Annotated in this window: 5 protein-coding genes; 3 read left to right on the forward strand and 2 right to left on the reverse strand. The window is 59.7% G+C overall.

Going from position 1 to position 10,472, the window contains the following annotated elements:
- Positions 1-3,154 (forward strand): hypothetical protein (locus tag ABX749_RS09110; protein ID WP_372895700.1); only part of this gene is annotated, 3,154 nt, incomplete at its 5' end.
- Positions 3,155-3,459: 305 nt separating this feature from the next.
- The gene (locus ABX749_RS09115; RefSeq protein WP_372895701.1) at positions 3,460-4,218 is read left to right on the forward strand and encodes a hypothetical protein; all 759 of its coding nucleotides are present in this window, start codon (positions 3,460-3,462) and stop codon (positions 4,216-4,218) included.
- Between the two features lie 227 nt (positions 4,219-4,445).
- On the opposite strand, the gene ABX749_RS09120 is transcribed toward ABX749_RS09115, so the two are convergent.
- Together ABX749_RS09120 and ABX749_RS09125 are read right to left on the reverse strand one after the other, a co-directional pair.
- Positions 4,446-5,774 (reverse strand): 3-deoxy-D-manno-octulosonic acid transferase, encoded by a 1,329-nt coding sequence (locus ABX749_RS09120; RefSeq protein ID WP_372895702.1) that lies wholly within the window; start codon positions 5,772-5,774, stop codon positions 4,446-4,448.
- A gap of 71 nt (positions 5,775-5,845) precedes the next feature.
- Entirely contained in the window at positions 5,846-9,562 is a 3,717-nt protein-coding gene (locus ABX749_RS09125; RefSeq protein WP_372895703.1) for an SEC-C metal-binding domain-containing protein, read from the reverse strand.
- 352 nt (positions 9,563-9,914) lie between these two features.
- Between ABX749_RS09125 and rpiB the strand changes: the two genes are divergently transcribed.
- Positions 9,915-10,424, forward strand: coding sequence for a ribose 5-phosphate isomerase B (rpiB, locus tag ABX749_RS09130; protein ID WP_145219434.1), 510 nt, complete (start codon positions 9,915-9,917; stop codon positions 10,422-10,424).
- The last annotated feature ends 48 nt before the right edge of the window (positions 10,425-10,472 follow it).

Raw genomic sequence — 10,472 nt, forward strand, 5'->3', positions numbered from 1 at the left:
GGCAACGTTGATCGTCGAGGCGCCGCGTGAAATCCAGGTCGATTCGCTCGGTGATCCAATGGGACGGTCGTTGTTCCGTCCCGAATTGGGGCGATACGAAGCCGACTTGGGGCCGATCCGTGAGTTGTCGATTCGGTGTCGACCGGTCAAGCGTCCCGGGCAGACCGCTGCGCAGAACCTGAGCCGAGCCTACCGGATTTCGGCCGGGATCGAAGCGACGATTGTCGAGTGTGAAATCAAACCGGAAGAAACACTCCGGGAAGGCGACACGGTGCAATTGACGATTCTCGGTGGGCCGCCACCGAGTCTGACGTCGGTCGGTTGGGCGATGGCCGAATCGGATCTTGTCGATAGCCCCGACCGCCCCTCAAACGCCAACGCGACACTCGGCAGTGGAATCTACCGCTTCGAAAAACAATCCAGTCTGAGCACGCCGATCCGGTTGTTGTGGCGGCTCCCGTCGGTGCTCAACGACCCGACGTCGACCGAAGACAGTGAAACAATGCCGATCCCCGAGGTCTTCGCGTCGGCGTCCCAGCGTTCATCCCCCACCTTGTTCGCCATCGAGTCGGCCGCGTCGATTCGCGTTTCCGAATTGGCAAAGGGATCGCAACCGGCAACCGAAGACGAGTTTCTGGCCGTTTGGCGAGGCTACCCCGGAAAGATTCAACGCGCCTTTGTGATCGAAGAGTCGTTCCCGTCCTTTGTTCTGTTGCAAGACAAATATCCGACCCCGACGGTCAAACTGGATCACCGATTGCACGTCGCCGAGACCAAGATGGAACTCCGGTTGAAGGCGGATCTGGTCGACCTGAGACCGAGTCTGCAACGCATCCGCGTCTCGATTCCCCCACGCTTTCGATTGGTCAATTGTTTTGTCAACGACGAAGCCGTCACGTCCATCACGCCCCTGACGGTCCAGACGCCGACGGGGCTGCAGACCGAATTGGCGATCGGCGACAACCGAATCAATGGGACCACCAAGATCGAGTTGTTTGCCGAGAGTCTGGTCCCGATTCGGGGACGGACCTCGCTGCCCCGATTTGCGATCTCTTCCGACGGCCAGACCCACGAGACGTATCGCATCACGCGTGAACGCTCGCTCGACGTGACGGTGGTCCAGCCCCCGAATACGCAACGCCAGAACGCGCAAACCCCGAGCACCCAAACCCCGAACGCGCCCGTTGACAACGCCGTGCCCGATGGCGACGACCCCGTCGACAAGTGGACCCCAGCCGCGTTGACGAAGGACGATTTGTTGGCCGGACGGATTCCGGTGGTGGATTCCCGCTCCGGCAGCACACCGTCGGCGGACGACCAGATCGTGGTCAGCCGTCGCGCCGCCGGTTCGATTTTTACCTGTGATCAAATCACCCGGATGCGATACTCCGACGGGCAGTGGTTTTGCGACACGCTGTTGGAATTGCCCGGCGGCAAGCGACCCGACTACGTCGATTTAACGATGCCGACACGTTGGTCGGCCGACCTGGACGTGACCGGCGCACGGGTCTGGGCGAAACGCGAGTCCAGCGATGACGTCGTGACGGTGATCCGCGTCGCGATGCCCGACGACGCCGTTCCATCGGAACGTGGCGACGAGCAAGTCCGCCGCGTGCAGATCACCGGTAGCCTGAAGAACCGGGATCAGGTCCGAGTCAGTGTGCCAGCGGTGACAGTGCTGGGGGCCAGGCTACGCAACCACCGAATCGCGGTGCCGGGCCAGTTGACGACCCAGGCGATTCAATGGCGTGCCCAGTCGGTGCGTTCGGTCAAGGCCACGACAGGGTGGTTGGATTCATTCAAAAACGAGGTGGAATCGCCCGAACGCTATTCCTTTTACACCCCGATCGAAACCAACTGGTCGATCGAGTTAGAACCACTGTTGCAGGCGACGATCAATCCGCTGGCCCTGTCTTGTGACGCCCGGGTGTTTCTAGATGGCGATCACGCGCTGGTTTTGCAGCGATTCGACGTGCTACCGGAAACCCGGAGTGAAGTCTCGGTCGCCTTGCCGGTCGGGGCGACCTGTATCGGAATCTGGTCTGCCGGCCGCGAGGTGGACTTGAGTGATTTGCATTCCGACCCCGACGCGAATGATGCAGAGCGGGGCGCTGACGAGACAACGCCGCCTCCTCCAACCAAGCTGCGTGTTCCGCTCGCCTACAGCCGGCTTCCGCAATCGTTGGAAGTCTTGGTCGAAGTCCCGGTCGCCGGACGAGCCATCACCCACTACTTGAGCGACTTGGTGGGCGTGCCGACGCGAGACATTTGGGTCACGTTTTATCAGGCTCCCCTGGCCGATCAAAATCGACAATTGAAACTTGAGCAACAGGTCGGTCTCGGGGAGGGCCCCGAGCGTGATCTCGAACGACGAGCTACGATGCGTGCCTTTGCGTTGGCCGAGAGTGTCGTCACGGCGATCGATCGCTCCCGTGACATGCTGGCCGAACGAAGCGACGAAGAAATCAAACGTTGGCTGTTGCCATGGATTGCCCGCTACCACGGAATCGCAGGCCGCAGCGGCCACGTGTTTCGGATGGTCGAGACGCCCCCGCAACCGGGCGACAACACCTCGGGCAACACCTCGGACAATGCGGCGTCCAACCGCACCGCGCAGGCGACCGAGGGTTCCGCAACGTCCGCTCAGCCGACGTCGGACTCCGGTCCGGCGGAGGCGTCTCCGATGGCGGCGGACGGATCGAGTCTTAATCGCGACGCCCAAAAGCGATGGGATGCCTATGACCGCCAACTGCTGCAATTGGCCGGACGCTTCTTGCAATCGAATCCCAGATTGCCGCAGACGCTGTTCGCACAACATCGTTTTTCCAGTTTCGATGTGGTCGCCATCCGACGCTTGGATTCGATCGACCAGGGGCCGCCGTTGACGCAGGCGTTTACGCAACGCGAGTCGCTTGAGGACCTGTTGGTCAACGGCATCACGCTTTTGACATTCGGTTTGGCGATCATCCTGATGTGGCCGTTCCGCGGTCGGTTCCAAGGTTGGATTCAAGAGCCGGCGGTCTGGTTGTTTGTCATCGGTGTCCTGGGGCTGTTTCTGATCCCATTTCCCGTGGCCGTGACATTGATGATCATCGCGGTGACGGTTCCGCTGATCAATCGGATGAAGTCCAAATCGGCGCCGACCGGGCTTTGACGGCGAACCATCGGAAATAATACCCACAGGTGGCAGCGTGAACCCACCGATGACAGGGGGCCAACCATCCGTGGGTTCGCGCTGCGATCCGTGGGCTCAGCAGTCGTTTTGTCGCTCCGCAAGTTACTGCTTGCCCCCCTGTTCCGCTCGGCAATCGCAATCCGAAGTCTCAATTCTGACAGGGCACCAGGTAGACCTTTCCCTGGCTTGGGGCCTCTGACGCGTTTTTCTGTAACACCGCCCCGTTTGCTCCGCTTGGCTGGGTGTTGGCACGTCAAACCAGTCATTTCACGGGGATTTGTTCGATGAAGGTTGCTTTTGCAAACGTCGCTTTTTGCTCGGTTGTGTTGCTCTCGATCTTGGCGGCAGCGGATCCGGCGGCGGCCCAGTCGAGCTCCAGCGGGTGTGATTCGGGGCACTGTCACAGCGGACACGTCTCGCACCACCGAGTCCATTACGTCCGTCCGGTCCATTACGGATACCGCCATCACGGCTACAGCTATGACCCCGCCTTCGGGCGTGCCGAATTGCTCAGGGCGGCGGCAACGGCAAACGTCTTGAACGCCAGCGCTCGGACGCAACACCTGCATGCCGACCGGTTGGAAATGCAAAACAGTGTCGAATTCCTGGCCACCCGCTTGGAACGAAAACAGATCAATTCACAAAGTCGTTTCGGTCACCTGCACGCACGCGGTGAACAAGTTCGCCAGCAGAAACAGGCCGAGGAGCGGTTGGTGTCCAGCGTCCCGCGCCGTCGCCCCGTCGACCCGATGACCGGGCAAGTCGCGTGGCCGATCTTGCTGCGGTCGAGCTACTATGAAAAGGCTCGCGGCCCCATCGATCTGGTGTTTGATCAACGCAGCCGCGTCGGACGCATCAACCCCGATCATTTTCTGCCGATGCGAGATTGGATTGAGCGAATCGAACGCGAACTGAAAGCAAACGTCGCGTACTACGAAAAGAGCGACTACTTGGAAGCCAAAGCATTCCTGCGAAGTCTGATCGATGAAGCACGGGCCGACATCACGCACCTTCCATCGCAGAGCCAATTGGCCGCTCGATAGAGTGTGCGTGATGATGACGATCGCTGTCTTTGCAATCGTTTCGCTGCGGAGCAGCGAATCGAGCGGCTAAAGCCTGGACACCAGCGCACGTTGGTGTCCAGCCTTCAGGCGCATCCTCCCGCGCTGCGAAGCAGCAAGATGGAGCGGCTAAAGCCTGGACACCAGCGCATGTTGGTGTCCAGCCTTTAGGCGCATCCTCCCGCGCTGCGAAGCAGCGAATCGGCGGTTCAAGCCGCGCGTCGTTGTGACTGATGGTCCGAGCCAAGGAGCTGGCCGATGGCGTCGACCGTGCGTTTGGTCGCGCCGCGGTGTTGTTCGACGACCTGCTTGGCAGCGCGGCCGAGCGAATCGGCTGCCGGAATATCGGTCAAACAACGCTCGAGGAACGCTTCCAATTCAATCGAGTCGGCCACCCGCACCGCGCCACCGGCATCGAGCAGCCGTTGTGCGATGTCGGTGAAGTTTCGCGTGTCCGGACCAAAAGCGATGGCATTGCCGTAGCCGGCCGGTTCAAGCATGTTTTGTCCGCCGCGGTCGCCGAAGGTGCCGCCGACGGTGGCGATCTGGCCGACGCCCCACCAGTGCCGCAGTTCACCGATGGTGTCGATCAAGAGGACTCGATCGGCGGTCCATTTCAAATCTTCCAACGAACCGTCTCGCGAGCGACGGTGCGCGAGCAGCCCTTCGGCATCGATCAATTGCGCCACGCGGTCAAACCGTTCGGGGTGGCGTGGCACCAGGATCAACCGCAATTCGGAGTGACGTTGGCAGAGCCGTCGGTAGACGTCCAACGCCATTTTTTCTTCGCCGTCTTGCGTGCTGCCGACGACCCAGACCATGTGCCAGGGATCGCTGCCTGCCCATCTCGCTCGCGACTGCACCTCGACGCATTCGCGCGATTGCGGGGCATCGTCAAATTTGAGCGAACCGCTGATGGCGATGCGTGACCGTGGCGTTCCACAGGCAACGAAACGGTCTGCCGAAGATTCGTCTTGGCATTGAACGCTGCTCAGTGACGTAAAGATCGGGCGCGTCAGCCATCCGAATCGTTGATAGCCGGCGGCGCTGCGTTGGCTCAACCGTCCATTGATGACGATCACGTCGGTGTTTCGCTGTCGGGCGGTCTTGATCAGGTTCGGCCAGAGTTCCAGTTCGGCGAGCACCAACAGTTTCGGTTCAAGCCGGGCCAGGGTGCGCTTGACCGCCCACGAAAAGTCGAGCGGGCAAAAGAACACGCGCTCGGTTCCGAACCGCCGGACCGCCAAGTCGTATCCGCTGTCGGTGCTAGAACTGATCACGATCGACGTCTGCGGAAACTGACTCTGCAAACGCTTGACGAGCCCGCCGAGCAAGTTGACTTCGCCGACGCTGACCGCGTGCAGCCAAATGCACTGCGATGTCGGCGCTGCACCGACCAGGCGACGTGCCTCGGCACGTGACAGGCCCAGCAATTTCTGTCGCCATCCGCGGCGGTATCGTCCGTGTCGGATGCGGCGATACAGAATCCACGGGGAGAGCGCCGCAAGTGCGATCAGGTAGACGGCGTTGGCGAACATTTGAGATTCCGTTCTCGGGGCGTGGTTCGTTCTCGTGCCCAGGCTCCGCCTGGTTTGGGTGGATTGATTCGCTATTTCCTCAAGCAGCAATTTTTGTATTTCTTGCCGCTGCCGCAGGGGCAGGGATCATTGCGACCGATTTTGACGCCGGTGTTTCGAATCGGCTCGGGCTTGGCATCGGTTTGCTGGTTGCTCGCTTCGGCGGCCTGCTGTGCGGCCGTTTGGGTGGCGGCTTTGGTCGCGGTGGCCGTGCCCGCTTGGCTGGCGACCGAGTGCACTTCATCGTGTCGTGCTTTGGCGTCGACCCAGGTGCTGCGGATGAAGTCTTGGTTGAACGATTCCATGCGGAAGATCAAACCGGTGACCTGTTCACCGACCGATTCCCACATGTGGTCGAACAGTCGCATGCCTTCGCGTTTGTATTCGACTTTGGGATCCAGTTGGGCATAGCCTTTCAATCCGACGCTGCTGCGAAGGTGGTCCATCGTCAGCAGGTGATTTTTCCAGACGTCGTCGACGATGTTCAGCAAGATCTGGCGTTCCATGCGTCGCATTTCGGGATGGAAGCGATCATCGACGGCACCGTCGACGGCCAGGGTGAGTTTTTCGCGATTCATCCGCGCCAGGTCTTCCGCTTCGATCGAAGCCCCCAGTTCGTTTTTCATCCACGCGGCGAGGGTTTCCAATTTGTCGGTGCCACTGGCTGCGACCGCGGCGGTCGTATCATCCTGGACATCACCGAACACGTTTTGGACCATCTCATCGGCTTTGGCGTACATGGCGCCGGCGGAGTCACTGGTTTCGCGGCTGAACTGGATCAGTTGCGCTTTCAGGTCGTCACGGTTCAGCGGCACCTCATCGATGTCGACGGCTTTCTCGAATCGACGTTTGATCCAGCCGACCAGGTTTTCGCGATCCAAGATGACTTGAGCACCTTGCTGGACGGTGAATTGCGAGATACCGGCCAGCGCCGGGTATTCGGTTTCTTTTTCGGCGTAGGCTTCTTCGGCGCGTGAGACCAACGCCTTGGTGACCGCACGCCGATCTTCGACATCGCGAAACTCTTCGGGGGTGGTTTCGATTCCGAACCGGTGACGCATCCAACCGCAAAGGACGCGGAGTCCGTAGTCGGCATCGAGGAACGGTTCGCCTTCACTGAGATCGACTTTCTCGATGGCTTGATGGCTCTTCTCGATCAAGGTGTTGATCAGCTCATCACGTTCCATCTTTTTCAGTTGATGGTCTTGATAGTTGGTGCCCAGGGAGGTGTTGCACCATTTGGCGAGCGCCTGCCAGTTCCATTCGTCCTCCATGCCTTCGGGCAGGTTTTCTTCGACCGTTTCTTCGACCGTGACTTCGGCGGCTCGCTCGGCTTGTTCGCGGGCGTAGCTGGTGGCCATGGAGATTTCCATGTTTTGGAAATCCTTGGGATCCAGCGTGCAGCCGAGTTGGGCGCCGGCGAAGGAGGCAAACGTTTCGGCGCCGTAGCCTGGTTCCAAGAACGTTTCGACCTGTTCTTGGATCTGGGATCGGATCAGATCCAAAATCATCGTCCGAGAGCTGTGGCCATCGAGCAGGTTTTGGCGATAGCGATAGACGCGTTTTCGTTGCTCGTCCATGACCTCGTCATAGTCCAGCAAGCTCTTTCGCATTTCGAAGTTGCGTTCTTCGACTTTCTTTTGGGCGGCAGCGATTCGGCGCGTGACGAGCTTGGACTCCAGCGGCTCGTCCTCCCTCATGCCAATCCGTTCCATCATGTTCTTGACCCACTCGCCGGCGAAGATCCGCATCAAGTCGTCTTCGAGAGACAAGAAGAAGCGGCTCGAGCCCGGGTCGCCTTGGCGTCCGCAACGCCCGCGAAGCTGCAGGTCGATGCGTCGCGATTCGTGACGTTCGGTTCCCAGCACGTACAGCCCGCCGAGTTCGCGGACGTGCTCGCCCTGCTCGCTCATGCCTTCGGCTTTGTCGATCGATTCGACCAACTCATTCCATTCGTCGTCGGGGACATCCAAACGGGTCGCGTACTTGTGTTGCAGTTGCGCCCAGGCTTTGGTTTCGGGGTTCCCGCCGAGGATGATGTCGGTACCACGACCGGCCATGTTGGTGGCGATCGTGACGGCGTACTTGCGTCCGGCTTGGGAAACGATGTCGGCTTCCCGTTCGTGCTGTTTGGCGTTGAGCACTTCGTGTTTGACGCCACGGCGTTCGAGCAACAGGCTCAGTTTTTCGCTCTTTTCGATACTGACGGTACCGACCAGGACGGGGCGTCCGGCATATTCGATCGAGGTGATCTTTGATTTGGGGATCGTGTCAGGGTTCTTTTCGCCCTTACCAATGAACTTGACCTGGTCGTTCTGTTCCTCGGTGATCTTGCCCCACCGTTCGGTTCCGTCCTTCAATCCCAGGACGTCCCACTTGTTGGTCCGTTCGATCTCTTCAGCGAGCGCTTTGTATTTGAATTCTTCGGTCAGGTAGATGACGTCGGGATGTTCGATCCGTTGCAAGACGCGGTTGGTCGGGATCGCGATCACGTCCAACTTGTAGATCTTCCAGAACTCGTTGGCCTCGGTCATCGCGGTGCCGGTCATGCCGGACAGCTTCTTGTACATCTTGAAGATGTTTTGCAGCGAGGCGGTGGCAAACGTTTGGGTTTCCGGTTTGATCGGAACGCCTTCTTTGGCTTCGACCGCTTGGTGCAACCCGTCGCTCCATTGCCGGCCGTCCATCAAGCGACCGGTGAACTCGTCGACGATCACGATCTGGCGATCTTTGACGACGTAGTTGACGTCCAACTTGTACAGGTAGTGGGCCTTGAGCGCGTTGTCGATCAGGTGCGGCCATTCCATGTTGCCGGCGGTGTAGAAGCTTTCGACACCGGCCAGTCGTTCGGCTTCGCGGACACCCTCGTCGGTCAGCGTGACGTTGTGCTGTTTTTCGTCGACGGTGAAGTGTTCTTCTTTTCGCAGGGCCCGGGCGACGCGGTCGGCGTCGGCATATCGCCCCAGATCCATCTCGCTAGGGCCGCTGATGATCAACGGCGTCCGCGCTTCGTCGATCAGAATATTGTCCACTTCGTCGATGATCGCGTAGTTCAGCGGGCCTTGGCATTGCTGGGCTTCGGGCGGGAAACGGTCGTCGCCTTGGGCGGCCGGCCGCATGTTGTCGCGCAGGTAGTCGAAACCGAATTCGTTGTTCGTTCCGTAAGTGATGTCACAGCGATAGGCGGCCTGTTTTTCGCCGGTCGACATCCCCGATTGGATCGCGTTGACCGTCAGACCCAGGTTCATGTACAGCGGCGCCATCCATTCCATGTCACGGCGGGCCAGGTAATCGTTGACCGTGATGACGTGAACGCCTTTGCCTTCGAGCGCGTTGAGATAGGCCGGCAGGGTCGCGACCAGCGTTTTTCCTTCACCGGTGACCATTTCGGCGATGTTGCCCTGGTGCAGCACCATGCCGCCGATCAACTGGACGTCGTAGTGACGCATGCCCAGGAAGCGTTTTCCGCCCTCGCGACAGACCGCAAACGCCTCGGGCAAGATGTCGTCCAAGGTTTCGCCGTCGCGGATCCGTTTTCGGAACAGTTGCGTCTGTTCACGCAACTCGTCGTCGGTCATCGCCTCATATTTCGGCTCCAGCGCCGTGATCTCCTCCGCTTTGGCGCGGAGTGCGGTGACTTGACGCGCGTTGGCCGATCCGAACACGGACGTGATCGCACGTTCAAAGGAGCTGAGGGCACCGCCGAAGACTGCGCCGGTGACATCTGCCAGGGTTTCAAAAAACGACATCGCTGAATCGCTTAGTAAGTTTCTATGTATGTTTCGTCGCGAGCATACAGATTCGCCCGCAAGAGAGTCAGATTGGCAGCGCAATGGCCCCCGCGTCTAGAGCAGCCAATATGGGGCCAATCCGACGAAAGTCCAGATTTACGCTCCGCTCTGGGCACACCCCGGATCGGACAGGAGAAGCTAAATGCTTTGGGGGGCTTAGGTTAGGTTTTTTGATGGATCAGGTCAACGGTGATCGTCGATGCACCGCGGACAAATGGCGGCGACGTTCTTTTCGCGGCTAACGAATTTTCAACTTGGCGGCTAAACTGTCCGCCCAGACTAGTATTTTGCCCCTCCCGCCCATTCATTCATGATCGATCAGAACCCCTCCGGCGACCGGTTGCGCGTCGCCATCGGCGGCGACCACGCCGGTTACCCGCTCAAACAGGTGGTCGTCCAACAGCTTGCTGCCGAACCCTATGCGACGTTGGTCGGCAACGTTATCGACTGCGGCACCGACAGCACGGCACGGTGCGACTACCCGGATTTTGCGATCGCGGTTTCACGCGAGATCATTTTGGGCAACGCCGACCGCGGCATCGTGGTCTGTGGCAGTGGGGTCGGAGTGAGTGTCGCGGCGAATAAAATTCCCGGGATTCGGGCGGCGATCTGTCACGACACCTATTCGGCTCATCAGGGCGTCGAACACGATGACATGAACGTGCTGTGCATCGGCGGACGGATCATCGGCAGCGAACTCGCCCTGGAAATAGTTCGCGCGTTTTTGGGAGCGCGCTACACGCCGGGCGAACGCCACCAGCGTCGTTTGGACAAAGTCATGGAAATCGAGGCCCAGGGACGCGACGCGTTGGGGCTTTAGCGGCATGGTGCCGGACGCCTCTCCCACTTACTGCTCCTGACAGAAACA

Source organism: Stieleria sp. (assembly GCF_041595215.1).
Lineage (GTDB): Bacteria > Planctomycetota > Planctomycetia > Pirellulales > Pirellulaceae > Stieleria > Stieleria magnilauensis.